The sequence below is a fragment of the Lysobacter sp. Root916 genome, from assembly GCF_001429785.1.
Classification (GTDB): domain Bacteria; phylum Pseudomonadota; class Gammaproteobacteria; order Xanthomonadales; family Xanthomonadaceae; genus Lysobacter.
The window spans coordinates 1021498-1037442 of sequence record NZ_LMJF01000001.1 but is presented as its reverse complement, the minus strand read 5'-3'; the positions used below and the strand labels follow the sequence as shown (position 1 = coordinate 1037442).

The window sequence follows — 15945 nt, the reverse complement described above, 5'->3', positions numbered from 1 at the left end:
ACCGCGCGGGGCGCTCGTCGACCGCCCCGCCCGCCGCCCTTGCCGAGCACGACCGATGAGCGAAACGCTGCCGCCCGACCACGATGCCGACACCGACGACGAGAGCCTCGGCAACGCGGCCTTCATCGAGAAATACGCCGGCCCCGGCCGGATCGGCCTGTGCGGCGGCCGCGACTTCATCAACAAGCTGATCCGCAAGGCGCAGGCGCCGCTGACCCACGATGGCCATCGCAGCCTGTGGTCGCACGCCTTCGTCTTCAGCGAGCGCCGCGTCGACGGCCAGTGGTGGGTGATCGAGTCCGACCTGGACCTGCGCTACCGCCAGATCCGTCTGGGCGTGCAGGAGAACCGGGTCGAGCGCTATTACGACGCCGAGGCCTTCCCGAACATCGCCATCCTCGACTTCGGCCTGGACGAGACGCAGATCCGCCAGGTCCAGATCGCCGGCCTGGACCTGCTGTCGGGCCTGTCCAGTTATTCGATCAGCGAGCTGGTCGGCACCCTGATGGCCATGCACAGCCGGCGCCTGCGCCGGCGCAGCAACCTGCTGGCCAAGGAAGGCGCGCTGTACTGCTCGGCGCTGGTCCAGCACTGCTACGCCGCGGCCGGCATCGAATTCCTGCCCGGCGTGCCCGGCAAGAACATCGCCCCGCACGACATCGACGAATCGCCGCTGCCGCACCGCACCCACCGCATCCTGCGCGACCTGGGCGTGTCTACGGTGCGCGAACTCGGTCACGAGGCGCTGTCGCGCTTCAGCTGACGCGCGCCGCGCGGGCCGTGATTCCCGCGAAGGCGGGGATCCAGGGGCCTCGCCAGGCATGACTTTGCAGTCACTGGACCCCCGCCTTCGCGGCAAGCACGGCCTACCCGTGCAAGCCGGCCGCGGATCGCCGTTACGCGCGCGATCCGCGGCCCGCGCCTACCTCAGTGCGGCTCGATCCAGGGCTGCACCACGTTGAAGCGCGACACCCCGCAGATCTCGAAACCGCCGCCCATGGCGTTGACCACGATGTTCTCCACGCAGGTGTGGTCGTTGGTATCGCTGCTGACCGCCGAACGCCCGCGCACGGTTTGCAGGGCGATGGTGTTGTGCACCAGGCGGGTGCGCGGCGATTCCTGCATCGAGATCACTCCGTCGGTCTCGGCCAGAAAATCCAGCATCTGGTTGCCGGTGAGCTGCGACTCGGGCGAACGCATCATCAGGATGCCGCGGTTACCGCGGTAGCCCACGACCACGTTGTTGATCAGCTGCGACTTGGGCAGATCCCACACTTCGATCGCGGGCGTCCAGGCCGGGACCTCGTGGCCTTGGCGCTCGTAGCCCACGACCCGGTTGCCGGTCAGGCGCGAGCCCTGCGGATCGCGGCTGCCGGAGACGAAAATCGGCTGCCCGGCGTTGCTCACGGTGTTGTTGATGAGCTGGCCGTTGCGCTGGATCAGCATTTCGATGCCCACCGGATAGCCGTCGACGCGGCAATTGCGCACGGTCACGTTGTCGTGGCGCCGTACTTCGATGCCGATGTGCCTACTTTGCTGATCGCCGCGCGAAATCGTGCGGGTCTTGCAGTCGAGCTCCACATCGGAGGCGTCGATGGCGACCGGGTGATCGCGATTGGCGTTGAGGCAGTACTTGCCGGGCGCGTCGATGACGTAAACATCGGCGGCCAGCACGGTGTCGCAGGCCAGCACGGAGGTGGAACACAACAGGCCGGACAAAACCAGGCCCAGAGTCGGTACGACGCGCATGAAATCCCTCTCGATCGATGTCGCGCCGGTCGGCGCGGGGCCGCTCATCGGCCCTGGTTCATCCTAGGCGGCCGCTGTCGCATAGCCCGCGACTTGCGGCCACGGCTGCGCCCAGGCGTGCGCGTCTTGCGACAGTCCGTTCGCGGCTTCGCGCCACGGTGCGACGCTCGATCATCGCCGTTGCCGCGAATGCGGTTCGTGATCGAAGGTCGGCAAAACTTCCGTCCCTCCAGCGCCGCGTCCTCAGCGGATGCCCCGAGACCGTACTCAATGGTATGGTTGATTCTACACCCGTCTCGCCGCGCCCCGCCATGTCCGATCTGCTGCTGTTCTCGCACGCTAACGGCTTTCCGGCGCCGGTCTACGGACTGATGCTGGACGCGCTGGCGGCCGACTACCGGATCGAGCGGCCGGAACGCATCGGCCACGATCCGCGCTATCCGGTCACGCCGGACTGGCCGCACCTGGCCGAGGAACTGGTCGCACGCGTGCATGCCGCGGCTGGCGATGCGCGCCGCATCTGGCTGGTCGGCCATTCGCTGGGCGGCTACCTCAGCCTGCTCGCCGCGCACCGCCTGGCCGACAGCGCATTGGGCGCACGCGTGGCCGGCGTGGTGATGCTGGATTCGCCGCTGATCGCGGGCTGGCGCGCGCACTTGGTCGCGATCGGCCGCCGCACCGGCCTGGACAATCTGCTGATGCCGATGCGCGCGACCCTGCAGCGACGCCAGCACTGGCCCGACCGCGAGGCGGTGCTCGCGCACTTCCAGGCCAAGCCCGCGTTCGCACGCTGGCACCCGCGCGTGCTGCAGGATTATGTCGAACACGGCACCCGGGTCGCCGACGACGGCGGCCGCGAACTGGCGTTCGTGCGCGAAACCGAATACGCGATCTACCGCAGCCTGCCGACCACCGCGCTGAGCGACCTGGCCACGCGGCTGCGCGTGCCGGTGGCCTTCCTGGCCGGCACGCGTTCGCGCGAACTGCGCCATGCCGGCAGCGCGGCCACGCGCCGTCTGGTCGACGGGCGTTGGGCCTGGATCGAAGGCAGCCATCTGTTTCCGATGGAGCGGCCGCTGGACACCGCACAGGCGGTCGCGGCGATGATCGCGCGCATGCGCCCTGCCGCCGCCGCCGACGGCGCGACGCAGGCGATGCAAGCCGCCTGAACCGGCGCGCCCTGAACCTTACTGCGCGGGCGCGGCCACAGCCGGAGCCGACGCGCCCGTCTTCAAACCGTCCAGGTGCGCGGCGAAGCCCGGCAACAGCACGCGATTGCCGTAGCCGCTGAGGTGGTCGCCGTCGAAGTACAGCGGGCGGCCATCGCGCAGCGCGGCGCAGGTCGGGCCGGGGCATAGCAGCGGGAACGGGTCCCAGACGCTGGCGCCCGGCACCTGCGCGGCGATCTGCTGCAAGGCCGTCACCGCCGGCGCCCGGTAACGCTGCAGGAAATCGCGCTCCACGGTCAGCCCGCGCGCGCAGATCGGATTGTCTCGGTTGAACCAATCCGAACAGCGGTAGGGCGGCGCGCGCAGCAAGGGCTTGGGCGCCTCGAACACGATGCGCACGCCGCGCTGCGCCAGCGGGCGCAGGCGCTCGATCGCACCGGCCACGCCCTGGCGCCGCGAGGCGTCGGCATCGGCGCTGAACATCGCGCTCACCGCCGCCTGTTCGTCGAACAGCATCCATTGCTCGGACAGCCGCGGCAGGCGCAGCGCCGGCAGGAACAGCACGTCGCCGCTGCGCGCCTGGCGCGTCACGTCGGCGAGCACGGCATCGACGTAGCCGCGGCATTGCGGATTGTCGAACTCGCGGCGATCGACCAGACCGGCCACACCGCAACCGCCGGCGAAGTACAGCCGCACCGTGCGGCCGCTGGCCAGCACCGAGCGTTGCAGCAGTTCCGAATAGGCGCCGGCATGCGAATCGCCGGCCACGAACACGCGCCGCGCGTCCACCGGCGCCGACGCGCAGCCGCTGCGCTCGTAGACCCAGGCCGCGCCGCCTTCGATCTGTTCGGTGCGCGATACCAGCTTGCAGCCCGGATACGCCGGATCGGTTTCCGGCCCGTACGGATACCAGTCGCCGGCGTTGCGGCTGACCACGCTCAGCGAGTAATCCTGCGCGTGCCGCGCGACGTGCCGGTAGATCGCGCTGGAGGCGAACACCACCAGCACCGCCGCGGTCACGAAGCCCCAATTGCGCATGCGCACCAGCGGCGCGGCATGCCGCAGCGGGCGTTCTACCCACAGATAGGACGCCGTAGCGAGCGCGAACGTGAGGCCCAGCGCGAGCGAGCGCGTGCCGGCCGACTCCAGTCCCAGGGTCCAGCGGAACAGCACGAACACCGGCCAATGCCACAGGTACAGCGAATACGAGATGCGTCCGATGCCGACCGCCGGCGCGGTCGACAGCACGCGTCCGACCCAGCCGCCCGCGCCGCCGGCGTACAGCAGCCCCAGCAGCAATAGCGTGCCCAGCACCGGCCACACGCCGTCGGGCCAAGGCGAATGGCCGGGCCGCGCATACACGAAACCGGCCGCGATCAGCAGCACCGCCAGCGCCAGTCCGGCCGAACGCAGCCAGGCCCCGACGCGCGCACTGCCCTCGCCCGTGCGCGCCGACACGCCCGCCAGGCTCAGCGCCTGGTACAGCAACACGCCCGCGCCCAGCTGCCAGAAGCGGCTGGTGCTGAGGTAGAAGGCCTCGACCGCGCGGTCGCCGGCCCCTGCCAGCAAACGCGCGTACCACAGCGACACCAGCGCGCCTACTGCAAACAGCCCCAGCGAGATCCAGCGCTTGCGCGCACCGTAGCTCCAAGCCAGGAACAGCAGCGGGAACACCACATAGAACTGTTCCTCCACGCCCAGCGACCAGGTGTGGGTGTAGGGGTTGAACTCGACCTTGGGCGAGAAATAGTCGTTGCCGGTCGCGGCCAGGACGAAGTTGCTGAGCCCGAAGAAGGCCATGCGCCCGGTATTGCGGCTGGTCTCGCTGAGCCAGGCCTCGGGAATGAACAAGGCGCTGGCGACCACGGTCGCGAGCAGGCAGACGATCAGCGCCGGCGCGATCCGGCGCAGGCGGCGCGCGTAGAAGCGCAGCAGCGATTCGAAGAAGCCGGCGCGCGGAAAACGCGCGACCGAGGCGCTGACCACGAAGCCGGAAATGACGAAGAATATGTCGACGCCGGTGAAACCGCCCGGCAGCCACGCCGCGTTGAGGTGGTAGGCGACCACCGCGAGCACGGCGACGGCGCGCAGGCCGTCGATATACGGAAGATAGTCTGACTGACGCTCGTCTACGCGCATCGGTATCCATTCGCGGACGAGCCGCGTGCGCCGCGGCGCGGGTGATCGGAACGGCGCGACCTTACCAGACCAGGTCGTCGGGCACCTGGTATTGCGGATCGGCGTAGGGGTCGTCCTGCGCGGGCGCGTTCGGATCGACCTTGAGCGCGACCGCCGGCGCGAACACCGCCTCGGCCTGGGCCAGCATCTGCGCGCTCACCAGCACGTAGCGGCCGTCCATCTGCAGCACGCCCAGCTCGCCGGCGTTGAGCGCCTTGAGCTGATCGGGGGTGACGTAGATGCGCTTGATCTTGCCGCCGTACGGGAAGTGGCGCGCGATCTCGGCGTCGGGCACGTTGAGCGCCTGATCCTTGACCAGTTCGGCCAGGCGCGCGCGCGCCTCGCGGCGCTGGCGCGCCTCTTCCTGCTTGGCCTGTTCGGCGGCGATGCGCTCGTCCTTCTCGCGCTGGGCGCGGATCGCGTAGGCCTTGGCCAGGTCGATGTCCTCGCGCGAGCGCGGCTTGCCCTGCCCCGGCTGGCCCGGCTTTCCGGCCGGCCTTCCAGCCGGCTTGCCGCCCGGGCCGCGACGCTGTTCGTTGCGGTGCTGACCCGGCTGTGCGGGCTTGGCGCCCGGGCCGCGCGCATCGGCGCGCACGCCCGACGCGGGCTTGCCGTCGCGACGACCGTTGCCGCGCTTGGGATCGTTGCCGCGTTCGGGCCGCTCGGGCTTGGGCGCGGGCTTGAAGCCCAGGCCTAACAATTGGTCGCGCAGTGTGTCGCTCATCGGCTTGGATCTTCGGCTGGGGGACGTGCGTGGATAAGGGATCTAACGAGTTCGGGCGCTGTCGGTGAACGCGCCGCGGCGATCAGTAATGCGGCGGCGGCGGCTCGCTGGCGGCGTCGTTGCCGAGCGGACCGCCGCTGGACATGGCCATGCGCAGCTGGCGCAGTTCCTCCAGGGCGCGGTGCAGCAGCAGCGTGGTACGCGTTTCCTCGTCGCGCGAGGCGGCGAGCGCGTCGCTGAGTTCGAGCAGGGCATGCTCCTGGAACGCGAGCCGCGTCTCCAGGTCGATCAGGCGCCGCTCGACCTCGGCGCTGGCGGTGTCGGCGCTCACGGCGTGTCCAGCCGGATCGAGCGGCCGCGGCCGATGCCGTAATAGGCCAGGCCCGCCGACTCGACCTCATCGGGATGGTAGAGGTTGCGTCCGTCGAAGATCACCGCGTCGGCCAGCGCGTTGCGCACGCGCGCGAAATCGGGGCTGCGGAACTGCTTCCACTCGGTGACCACGACCAAGGCGTCGGCGTCGGCCAGGGCCGCGCGCGAGGAGTCGCACAGGACCAGATCGTCGCGCTCGCCGAAGACGCGCTGGGCTTCCTCGGTCGCCTCGGGATCGTAGGCGCGCACCTTGGCGCCGGCCTCCCACAACTGCGCCAACAGGCGTCGGCTCGAGGCCTCGCGCATGTCGTCGGTGTTGGGCTTGAAGGCCAGGCCCCAGACCGCGAAGGTCTTGCCTTCGATGGCGCCGCCGTAATGGCGCTGGATCAGTTCGAACAGGTGGCCCTTCTGGCTGTCGTTGACCGCCTCCACCGCATCCAGCAGACGCGCGCTGTAACCGCTGTGCTGGGCGGTACGCGCCAGCGCCTGCACGTCCTTGGGGAAGCAGGAGCCGCCGTAGCCGGCGCCCGGGTAAATGAAATGCCAGCCGATGCGCGGATCCGAGCCGATGCCCTGGCGCACCATCTCGATATCGGCGCCGACTTTCTCGGCGATGTTGGCGATCTCGTTCATGAAGCTGATCTTGGTCGCCAGCATCGCGTTGGCGGCGTACTTGGTCAGCTCGGCCGAACGCACATCCATCACCACGATGCGCTCGTGATTGCGGTTGAACGGCGCGTACAGGCGCTTGAGTTTCTCCACCGCGGCCGGATTGGACGAACCCACCACGATGCGGTCCGGACGCATGCAGTCGTTGACCGCATCGCCCTCTTTCAGGAATTCGGGATTGGAGGCGACATCGAAACCGACCTCGACCCCGCGCTGGGCGAGCTCGGCGGCGATCGCGGCCTGGACCTTGTCGGCGGTGCCGACCGGCACGGTCGATTTGTTGACCACCACCACCGCGCGTTCGATATGCCGGCCGATGGTGCGGGCCACCGCCAGCACGTACTGCAGGTCGGCGCTGCCGTCCTCGTCGGGCGGCGTGCCGACCGCGATGAAGATCATGTCGCCGTGCGCGATCGCGGCGGCGGCATCGGTGGTGAAGTGCAGACGGCCGGCGGCGTGATTGGCCTTGACCATCGGCTCCAGGCCGGGCTCGTAGATCGGAATCACGCCCTGGTTCAGGCCTTCGACCTTGGCCGCGTCGATGTCGACGCAGACCACGTCGTGGCCGACGTCAGCCAGACAGGTACCGGTGACCAAGCCCACGTAACCGGTGCCGAAAATCGTAACGCGCATATCGGGCTCTCTTGTTGCGTTGCGTTCGTGCCCGGCGAACTCCGCCGCCGGGCACGTGTGCGCGCGAGGCGCGGCGGCTTACTTGCCGGGCTTGGGACCGCCGGCGCCGAGCACGTCGAGCAGTTCGACCTCGAACACCAGCACCGAGTTCGGCGGAATCGGACCGCCCGGGGTGCCCTTCTCGCCGTAGCCGAGCTTGCTCGGGATCCACAGCTTGTACTTGCTGCCGACCGGCATCAGCGCGATGCCTTCCTGCCAGCCCGGCACCACCTGCTGCAGCGGGAACTCGACCGGCTGGTTGCGCTCGTAGGAGCTGTCGAACTCCTTGCCGTCCAGCAAGGTGCCCTTGTAGTGCACGCGCACCATGTCGGTGGGCTTGGGCTTGGCGCCCTTGCCTTCGGTCAGCACCTGGTACTGCAGGCCCGAGGCGGTGGTCACCACGCCCGGCTTCTTGCCGTTGGTGGCCAGGAAGGCCTCGCCGTCGGTGAGGTTCTTCTTGGCCTCGGCCATCATCTTGGCGATCTGCTTGGCCTGGATCTTCTGGGCGAAGCTGTCGCGCACTTCGGCGGCCTGCTTTTCGTCCATCAGCGGCTTTTCGCCGGCCAGGGCGGTCTTCATGGCCTTGTTGATGGTGTCCAGGTCGATCTCGTCCTTGGCCATCTCCAGCGACTTGGCGATGTCCAGGCCGATCATGTAGCTGACCTGCTCCTTCTCGGTGGCCAGGCCGGGGATGGCCTTGACCTCGCCCTTGCCGTCGGCCTTTGCGGTTTCGGTTTTGGCCGCGTCGGCTGCTTTTTCGCCGGGCTTCTTGTCGCAGCCGGCAGCGAACAGAACCAACGAACCCACGGCGAGCGCGAGGGCGGTGTGGCGCAGGAAGGGCTTCATCAAACGGAACTCCTGGTGGGTGGGCATGCCTGCTCGGTCATGCCGTCTTGCAATCGGGGGAGCCGCCAAGTTGCCAGCGGCCGGCTGAACGTATCGCTTATCGCATGCCGCGCGTGTCCGACGCCGTGACGCCGGACACCTAGTCCTTACAGGATCTCGACCAGCTCGACGTCGAAGGTCAAGGTCGCGTTCGGCCCGATGCTCGGCGGCGCGCCCTTGGGACCGTAGGCCAGTTCGGCCGGGATCCAGAAGCGGAACTTCGCGCCCACGTTCATCATCGCCACGCCTTCGGACCAGCCCTGGATCACTTGGTTCAAACCGAAGTCGGCCGGCTGGCCGCGGTCGTAGGAGCTATCGAATACGGTGCCGTCCAGCAGCGAGCCCTTGTAGTTCACGCGCACGCGATCGCTGGGCTTGGGACGCGCGCCGGAACCGGCGCGCAGCACCATGTACTGCAGGCCCGACGGGGTGGTGAACACGCCCTTGACCGCCTTGTTCTTGGCCAGGAAGTCGGCGCCGGCGACGCGGTTCTTCTCGCCCGCGGCGGCCGCATCGGCTTCCATCTTCTTGCGCATGCGCTCGCTGAAAGCGGTCAGCACGGCCTTTTCCTGGGTCTCGTCGAGCAGCGGCTTGGCGTCGCCCAGCACGGTGCGCACCGCCTGCATCAGCAGCGGCACTTCGATTTCGGCTTTGATCGGCGCCAGCGAGGGGCCGACCATGTAGCCGCCGACCAGCTGACTGACCTTTTCCTTGGCCACGGCCGGCGGAGCCGGCGGCGGCGTGCCCGGGGCGCTGCCCGGCGCGGGCTTGCCGTCGCGTGCGGCCACGCGCGCGCGCAGGGCCTGATCGGTGGCGCGCGCCTCGTCCTCGCTGATCAACGGCTTGCCGCCGTCGAAGCTGTTGCGCACCGCCTTCTCGAACGCGGCCATATCCAGGTCGGGACCCACCGGCTTGATCGACTTGCCTACGTCCAGGCCGATCGCATAGCTGATCTTTTCGCGTTCGGTGGTCAGCACGGTCTTGTCCTGGGCAATGGCCGCCGCGCTGCTCAGCGCGACCGCAGTGGTGATCAGCGCGGCGGCGCCGCGCACAAAAGCCTTCATCGGGTCCCTACTCCTTTGTATTGGGAATGATTGACGCTGCGGATGCGGGCGCAAGCCTGCCATTGTCGCGGGCTGCGCGCCTATCGGCAATCGCACCGAAATTCACAGTATTTGCGCCGGCGCCTTGCTCGCACCGGCTGGGCCGCTGCGCGCGCTCAACCGGCCTTCTTGGGGCGCGGTGCCTTCAGCGCGGCCTCGATCGCGGCCACCACGGTCGGATCGTCGGGCTTGATCTTGCTGCCGTAGCTGGCGATCAGCTTGCCGTCGCGGCCGATCAGGTACTTGTGGAAGTTCCATTTCGGCGCTTCTCCGGCGCTGCGGGCCAGATCCTGATACAGCGGCGTGGCCTGTTCGCCGACCACGTGCACCTTCTCGAACATCGGGAACTTGACCCCGTAGGTGAGCGTGCAGAACTCCTGGATCTGCTTCTCGTCCTCGAATTCCTGGGCCTTGAAATCGCCCGAGGGGAAGCCGAGCACGGCGAAACCCTGGCCCTTGTACTTGGCGTGCAGGCCTTCCAGCGCCTCGAATTGCGGGGTGAAACCGCATTTGCTGGCGGTATTGACCACCAGCAGCACCTGACCGCCGTACTGGCCACGCAGGTTGACCGCCTGCTTGCCCGCCAGCGGGCGGAAGCTGCGGTCCAGCAGGCCGCCCGCGGCCGAGGCCAGGCCGGCGACCAGGAGCAGGGAAACGGCGGCGACGGCGGCCGTACGGCGGATGCGGGGGGCGATAGCGTTCATGGCGGGCTTCGGAGCGGGGCCGGACGGCCGGTGGGCCAAGTATGACTTCAGTTGGGTAGGCCGGACTTGACCGGGCGTGTTTTGGTGTTATAGTTGCATACAACACCGGTCTACCAACGAGCAGGACGTTCGCCATGAACAGCAAGCTCCATAACTCGATTTCAGCCCTCCTGGTCAGCGGCGCCACGCTGGTGCTGGCCCTGGTGGCGGCGAACCCGGCCCTGCCGGAAGCCCCCGCCGCCCAGGTCGCGGCTGCGGCCGCGCCCCTGCCCTTGGATGCCGCCGCCATCGTGCGTCGCGCCGAGGCCCAGGCCCTGCGCATCGAGGCCCGCGCCCAGCAGGTCGAAAACCTGGCCGACGTCGCCGCCCTGACCGCCGAGGTCGCCACCGCGGTGGCCCTGGCGAACGCACTGGATAAAGCCTCTGCCGCGGAGCCGGCCGTTGACGCAGTACCGCACCGCAAGGCCCGGAAGGCCACGCGGCGCAATCGCCAGGCCTTAGTCATGCCTTATTTCTCATTCGCACCGCGGGGCTGAACCATGACCGCTATCCAATGGAGCGACGGCGCTCCCATCTATCGCCAGCTGAAGGAACGCGTCGTCGCCATGATGCTCGACGGCGTGCTCAAGCCCGGCGACGCCCTGCCCTCCGTGCGGCAGGTGGCGGCCGAGTACCAGCTCAACCCCATCACCGTCTCGCGCGCCTACCAAGAGCTGGCGGACGAGGCACTAGTCGAAAAACGCCGAGGACTGGGCATGTACGTCACCGAAGAGGCTGCCAAGAAACTGCTGCTGAACGAGCGCGAGCGGTTCCTGCGCGAGGAATGGCCGTTGGTGCTGGAGCGCATCCTGCGGTTGGGCCTGAGCACGGAAGAGCTGCTGACGGCGGGCAACAAGGCAGGTGCGCAATGAACGCCGACTCCCTCGCCAGCTCCGCCAATGTCGTCAGCGCGCGCGGTTTGCGCAAGGCCTATAAGAACAAGCTCGCGCTGGACAACACCGCGTTCGAGATTCCGGCCGGACGCATCGTCGGCCTGATCGGCCCCAACGGCGCCGGCAAGACCACCGCGCTCAAGGCCATCCTCGGCCTGATCCCGTTCGAGGGCGACCTCAAGGTGCTGGGCCGCGACCCGCGCACCCAGCGCGACGAACTGATGCGCGACGTGTGCTTCATCGCCGACGTGGCGGTGCTGCCGCGCTGGATCCGGGTCAAGGAGGCGATCGAATTCGTCGCCGGCGTGCACCCGCGCTTCGACCGCGCCAAGTGCGAACGCTTCCTCGCCGGCACCCAGCTCAAGCCCGAGCTGCGCGTGCGCGAACTGTCCAAGGGCATGATCGTGCAGTTGCATCTGGCCCTGGTGATGGCGATCGACGCCCGCCTGCTGGTGCTGGACGAGCCCACCCTGGGCCTGGACATCCTTTACCGCAAGCAGTTCTACCAGCGCCTGCTGGAGGATTACTTCGACGAGGACAAGACCATCATCGTCACCACCCACCAGGTCGAGGAGATCGAACACATCCTCACCGACGTGATGTTCATCCGCGACGGCAAAGTCGTGCTCAACAGCGATATGGAAGTGCTAGGCGAGCGTTTCGTCGAAGTGCTGGTCAACGCCGACAAGCTCGAACAGGCGCGCAGCCTGAAGCCGCTGGACGAACGCGCACTGCCGTTCGGCAAGACCGTGATGCTGTTCGACGGCGCGCCGCACGAACGCCTGGCGGAGCTCGGCGAAACCCGCACGCCGGGCCTGGCCGATCTGTTCGTCGCCACCATGAAGGGGACCTACGCATGAACGCGCTCGATATCAACGCCGACCGTCCGGCCCCGCGCGCCGTAGCCGCGGTCCATCCCACCCACACCTTCCGGCTGTTGCTGCGGCGCGAGTTCTGGGAGAACCGCGGCGGCTTCCTCAAGGCGCCGTTGATCGCCGGCGCGATCTCCCTGTTCCTGCTGGTGCTGGTGATCGTGTTCTTCGAGGCGGTCGCGCTGCCCAAGATCCAGGACCAGAACATCGAAATGAACGGCGGGCGTTTCGCCGTCAACGGCCTGGATCTGAATGCCCTGATCAGCAAGATGGATCCGGAGGACCTGCGCCACATCGGCCCGGCGATCGATCTGTCGCTGTACGGCGCCTCGCTGTGGCCCTTCATCGTGCTGGCTTTCGTGGTGTTCTTCTATTGCCTCGGCAGCCTCTACGACGAGCGCAAGGACCGCAGCGTGCTGTTCTGGAAGTCGCTACCGGTATCGGACGGTCAAACCGTACTGTCCAAGCTGGTGAGCGCGGCGCTGGTCGCCCCGGCACTGGCCACGGCGGCGGCTATCGCGACCATGTTCGGTTATCTCCTGATCATGAGCGGATTCGTCATGCTGCACGGCGCCAATCCGATCGATCTGCTGTGGGGACCGGGCAATCCGCTGTCGGTGGCCGCCACGCTGATCGCCGCGATCCCGATCTACGCGCTGTGGGCCCTGCCGACCATCGGCTGGCTGATGTTCTGCTCCGCCTGGGCCCGTAGCCTGCCCTTCCTGTGGGCCATCCTGATCCCGGTCGTGGCCACCCTGCTGCTGGGCTGGATCACCTTGATGGGCGTGGTCGATGCGGACTCCTTCATGTGGATCCTGCAGCACGTGAGTTCCCGCTCCCTGACGAGCGCGATCCCCGGCACCTGGATGAGCGCCATCCCCGCTTCCGTCCTCAACAACATCGAAGGGCCGGACTCGGTCAGCCACCTGGTCGGTATCCGCACCATGTACTCGACCCTGCTGAGTCCGCATATGTGGGGCGGTGCGGTGGCCGGTGCGGCGATGATCTTCGCCTCGGTCCGTCTGCGCCGCTGGCGCGACGAGGGTTGACCCCGCGGCGCCGGGCGGACCGCACAGCGGCACCGCCCGGCGCACGCTCTCAAGCGACACCTCGGCACCACCCGATTGCAACCTTGATCGCTCCCGCTGCATCCGAGTACGCGACGCCCGCCGCTGCGGCGGGTCAGACCCGACAGGAGTACGTGATGCGCAAGTCCATGCTCGCCGTCCTAGCCCTGCTGCCGCTGGCAGCCATGGCGCAGGACCGCAACTGCCAGCATTCCCAGGCCCGCGATCTGAAGCTGGACCTGGCCGGCGCCAAAGCGGTGGTCTTCGATATCGGCCAGCACGATCTGAACGTGGTGACCGGCAGCGAATACGCCGTCCACGGCCGCGCCTGCGCCTCCGACGCCAAGTACCTGCCCGAGCTCACCCTCACCCAGCACCGCGTCGGCGACAAGCTGGTGGTGGTGGCCCGGCGCAGCGAACGCAATTGGTTCAACCTCGGCGACCACTACGCCTACCTGCGCCTGGAAGCGACGGTACCGGCCGATCTGATGGTCCAGCTCAACGTCGGCTCCGGCGACGCGCGCGCCACCGGCGTGGCCGCGCTCAGCGCCGATGTCGGTTCCGGCGACGTGCGCGCCGAGAACGTGCGCGGCCAGGTCACCGCCGACGTCGGCTCCGGCGACATCGAGCTGGACAACATCGGTTCGCTGCACGTGGTCTCGGTCGGTTCCGGCGACCTCAAGGCGCGCCGCATCGCCCAGAACGTCAAGGTCGGCGATATCGGTTCGGGCGACGTCGAGCTGCGCGAGGTCGGCGGCAACGTCGACGTCGACGAGATCGGCTCGGGCGACATCGATGTCGTCGGCGTGCGCGGCAACCTGCGCGTGCACGCGGTCGGCAGCGGCTCGGTCGACCACCGCGACGTCGCCGGCACGGTCGCCGTGCCGCGCGACAACGAATGATCGCGTTCCCCACCCTCTTACGTCCTCGGGACTTCGCCATGAAACTCGCCACCGCCGCTTTCGCCTGCACCCTGCTCGCCCTCGCCCTGGTCGGCTGCGGCAGCCAAGACCGAGCAACGATCGGCAACAGCGTCCTCAAGGGCATCGAACTCGGCGACGACCGCATCAGCCTGCACGGCGGGCGCGAAGTCGCGGTCATCACCAAGCAAGGCGATCTGAGCATCGGCGGCAAGGCGGTGGCCTTGAATCCGGCTCAGCGCAGCCAGGCCCAGCGCCTGTACGCCAACGCGGTGGGCGTGCGCGACGACGGCATCGCGATCGGCAAGGCCGGGGCTGCGATCGCCGGCAAGGCCGTCAGCGAAACCATCGAAGGCATGGTCAAGGGCGACCCCGGCGCGGTCGGCGACAAGATGGACGCCGAAGCCAACAACATCGCCCAGCAGGCCCAGCGCCTGTGCAAGCGCGTGGTCGAAATGCGCGCCGCCCAGGACGCGCTGGTCGAAACCCTGCCCGCGTTCAAGCCCTTCGCCACCCTGGACCGGGGCAGCGTGACCGACTGCAACGCTTAACCGAGTGCGGTGCCCGTCGCTTCTCCGGTGCTGCGACGGGCACCCGCTCGACCTGTAACGCATCTCCCTACGCCCGCCACGCGGGTCGCCGTCCGAACGCCATCGGAGGTCTCGTCATGCCCGCTCGTCGCTCGTTCACCCGGTTTCTGCCCGCCTGTTTCGCGATCCTGCTGCTGGCCGGCTGCGCCGGCCAGGCCGTACGCGAGCCCGCGCCCCTGCGCGGCCCGGCGCTGGACCGCGAAGTCGAACGCCTGATGCAAGCCGCGCGCGTGCCCGGCCTGGCGCTGGCGGTCATCGACGACGGCCGCGTCGTGCACCTGAAGGCTTACGGTTCGCGCGATCTCGAACAGCGGTTGCCGCTGAACACCGACACCATCATGTACGGCGCTTCGATCACCAAGGGCGAGTTCGCCTACGCGGCGATGTCGCTGGTCGAGTCCGGGCAATTGGATCTGGACCGCTCGATCGCGCAGTACCTGCCCAAGCCGCTGCCCGAGTACGAGAAGTACGCCGACCTGGCCGGCGACGAGCGTTGGCGCAAACTGACCCCGCGCATGCTGCTGTCGCACACGTCGGGCTTCCCGAACTTCCGCTTTTTCCTGCCGGACGGGACCTTCGACCAGAACGGCAAGCTCAAGTTCTATTTCGAACCGGGTGCGCGCTACGCCTACTCCGGCGAAGGCATCAACCTGATGCAGTTCGTGATCGAGGTCGGTCTGGGCATCGACGTCGCCGACCTGATGCAGCGCCAGGTCTACGATCGCTTCGGCATGACGCGCACCAGCCTGGTGTGGCGCGAGGATTTCGCCGACAACCTGGCGATCGGCTACGACCAGCAGAACAAACCGCTGGGCCATAAGAAACGCGGCGCGGTGCGCGCAGCCGGATCGATGGACACCAGCATCGCCGACCAAGCCGCCTTCCTGGCCGGGCTGGTCCGTGGCGAGGGGCTGAGCGCGGCCGGCAAGGCCGAACTGCTACGCCCGCAGATCGCGATCGATTCGGTACAGCAGTTCCCCACTCTGTTGACGGACACGACTCAGGACAACCGCGGCATCGCGCTGTCCTATGCCCTGGGCTGGCTGACCTATCGCGAGCCGCAAGGCCAGGCCTGGGCCAAGGGCGGCCACGACGACGGCACCAACAACCTCGCCCTGTGCGTGGCCGACGGCCGCCGCTGCATGGTGATCCTGAGCAACAGCTCCAACGGCGAAGGCCTGTTCAAGTACCTCGCCGACGCCACCCTGAGGCCGACCTGCCTGCCCTGGTTCTGGAACGGCTATATCCCCTACGACCACCCGGAATGGCGCGAACCGGCCGCGCGTGCGCAGCCGCATCCGGCCTGCGCGCCGTTGCCGCGGCCGTAATCGCGCCCGGA

Annotated in this window: 17 protein-coding genes; 9 read left to right on the top strand and 8 right to left on the bottom strand. The window is 68.3% G+C overall.

The genetic code is table 11. The features are described from left to right. Positions 1-55 precede the first annotated feature (55 nt). On the top strand, positions 56-763 hold the full coding sequence (locus tag ASE35_RS04810; RefSeq protein ID WP_057163103.1) for a hypothetical protein: 708 nt from the start codon (positions 56-58) through the stop codon (positions 761-763). 164 nt (positions 764-927) lie between these two features. Here the strand turns inward: ASE35_RS04810 and ASE35_RS04805 are convergent, their stop codons facing one another. Beyond that, positions 928-1749, bottom strand: coding sequence for a right-handed parallel beta-helix repeat-containing protein (locus ASE35_RS04805; protein ID WP_162259019.1), 822 nt, complete (start codon positions 1747-1749; stop codon positions 928-930). Positions 1750-2060: 311 nt separating this feature from the next. Between ASE35_RS04805 and ASE35_RS04800 the strand changes: the two genes are divergently transcribed. Then, entirely contained in the window at positions 2061-2918 is an 858-nt protein-coding gene (locus ASE35_RS04800; protein ID WP_057163101.1) for an alpha/beta hydrolase, read from the top strand. Between the two features lie 18 nt (positions 2919-2936). Here the strand turns inward: ASE35_RS04800 and ASE35_RS04795 are convergent, their stop codons facing one another. From ASE35_RS04795 to ASE35_RS04765, 7 genes are all read right to left on the bottom strand, one after another. Further along, positions 2937-5057, bottom strand: a complete 2121-nt coding sequence (locus ASE35_RS04795) for an acyltransferase family protein (RefSeq protein ID WP_057163100.1) — start codon at positions 5055-5057, stop codon at positions 2937-2939. Between the two features lie 61 nt (positions 5058-5118). Next, positions 5119-5820, bottom strand: a complete 702-nt coding sequence (locus tag ASE35_RS04790; RefSeq protein ID WP_057163099.1) for a DUF2058 family protein — start codon at positions 5818-5820, stop codon at positions 5119-5121. Between the two features lie 82 nt (positions 5821-5902). Continuing rightward, positions 5903-6151, bottom strand: a complete 249-nt coding sequence (locus ASE35_RS04785) for a SlyX family protein (protein WP_057159229.1) — start codon at positions 6149-6151, stop codon at positions 5903-5905. Further along, positions 6148-7494 (bottom strand): UDP-glucose/GDP-mannose dehydrogenase family protein, encoded by a 1347-nt coding sequence (locus tag ASE35_RS04780; protein WP_057163098.1) that lies wholly within the window; start codon positions 7492-7494, stop codon positions 6148-6150. The genes ASE35_RS04785 and ASE35_RS04780 overlap by 4 nt, the downstream gene beginning before the upstream one ends. 78 nt (positions 7495-7572) lie before the next feature. Next, positions 7573-8406 (bottom strand): FKBP-type peptidyl-prolyl cis-trans isomerase, encoded by an 834-nt coding sequence (locus ASE35_RS04775; RefSeq protein WP_200943939.1) that lies wholly within the window; start codon positions 8404-8406, stop codon positions 7573-7575. A gap of 119 nt (positions 8407-8525) precedes the next feature. Beyond that, a complete protein-coding gene (locus ASE35_RS04770) occupies positions 8526-9482 on the bottom strand; it encodes an FKBP-type peptidyl-prolyl cis-trans isomerase (protein WP_056174514.1) in 957 nt (318 codons plus the stop codon). A 155-nt stretch (positions 9483-9637) separates the two neighbouring features. Then, entirely contained in the window at positions 9638-10225 is a 588-nt protein-coding gene (locus tag ASE35_RS04765; RefSeq protein WP_056174511.1) for a glutathione peroxidase, read from the bottom strand. 134 nt (positions 10226-10359) lie between these two features. On the opposite strand from ASE35_RS04765, the gene ASE35_RS04760 reads away from it, so the two are divergent. The 7 genes from ASE35_RS04760 to ASE35_RS21460 all read left to right on the top strand — a co-directional run bounded on the left by ASE35_RS04760 (position 10360) and on the right by ASE35_RS21460 (position 15934). Next, the gene (locus ASE35_RS04760; protein WP_056174508.1) at positions 10360-10761 is read left to right on the top strand and encodes a hypothetical protein; all 402 of its coding nucleotides are present in this window, start codon (positions 10360-10362) and stop codon (positions 10759-10761) included. A gap of 3 nt (positions 10762-10764) precedes the next feature. After that, positions 10765-11136, top strand: coding sequence for a GntR family transcriptional regulator (locus ASE35_RS04755; RefSeq protein ID WP_056174506.1), 372 nt, complete (start codon positions 10765-10767; stop codon positions 11134-11136). Further along, positions 11133-12017 (top strand): ABC transporter ATP-binding protein, encoded by an 885-nt coding sequence (locus ASE35_RS04750; protein ID WP_056174504.1) that lies wholly within the window; start codon positions 11133-11135, stop codon positions 12015-12017. The genes ASE35_RS04755 and ASE35_RS04750 overlap by 4 nt, the downstream gene beginning before the upstream one ends. Beyond that, positions 12014-13078, top strand: a complete 1065-nt coding sequence (locus ASE35_RS04745; RefSeq protein ID WP_056174502.1) for a hypothetical protein — start codon at positions 12014-12016, stop codon at positions 13076-13078. The genes ASE35_RS04750 and ASE35_RS04745 overlap by 4 nt, the downstream gene beginning before the upstream one ends. A 155-nt stretch (positions 13079-13233) precedes the next feature. Then, positions 13234-13998: a DUF2807 domain-containing protein gene (locus ASE35_RS04740; RefSeq protein WP_057159227.1), complete on the top strand. Its 765-nt coding sequence runs from the start codon at positions 13234-13236 to the stop codon at positions 13996-13998. 38 nt (positions 13999-14036) lie between these two features. Then, entirely contained in the window at positions 14037-14567 is a 531-nt protein-coding gene (locus ASE35_RS21465) for a hypothetical protein (RefSeq protein ID WP_057163097.1), read from the top strand. Between the two features lie 116 nt (positions 14568-14683). Beyond that, positions 14684-15934, top strand: a complete 1251-nt coding sequence (locus tag ASE35_RS21460) for a serine hydrolase domain-containing protein (RefSeq protein WP_057163096.1) — start codon at positions 14684-14686, stop codon at positions 15932-15934. Positions 15935-15945: the final 11 nt, after the last annotated feature.